Origin of the sequence: Streptomyces sp. SID12501, assembly GCF_010550245.1 — a bacterium.
Classification (GTDB): domain Bacteria; phylum Actinomycetota; class Actinomycetes; order Streptomycetales; family Streptomycetaceae; genus Streptomyces.
The window spans coordinates 1-409 of record NZ_JAAGLU010000882.1 but is presented as its reverse complement, the minus strand read 5'-3'; the positions used below and the strand labels follow the sequence as shown (position 1 = coordinate 409).

Genomic DNA, 409 nt, shown 5'->3' with positions numbered 1-409 from the left:
CGCAATCTCCGGAGCGACGTCGCCCGGTGGGCGCCGCGGCCGGTCCGCTGTTCGGGCACCAGAGGGTCCGCGGCGGCACCGCCCCCGGCCCTCTCCTCCTTCACCATGGCCTCCATGGCGGCGACGAGCTGTGCTCGTTGCACCACTTTGACCTCGGGATCCAGCGCCGGGCGCGGCATTCTTTCGCCGAGCGCGTTCGCCAGGGCCAACAGCCGGTCGTGGTCGGCAGGTTCGGCAGGTGCCTCGGACTGCTCGGCCACCGGGTCCGGTTCTGAAAGATCGGATGGCTTCCGATCCTCCAGGGCCTGGGCGAAGGCGTTCGCCCGCCGGTGCGGAGTCACGTTCGCGATCACTGGCGGCACCTCCTCTCGTCATGACGATCGACTCCCCAAGGTGTCCGGAAGGTTGC

The 409-nt window shown here is 69.9% G+C and carries 1 pseudogene; it reads right to left on the bottom strand.

From position 1 onward, the window contains the following. A pseudogene (locus tag G3I71_RS48955) lies at window positions 1-353 on the bottom strand (hypothetical protein); the annotation flags it as partial. Between the last annotated feature and the right edge of the window lie 56 nt (window positions 354-409).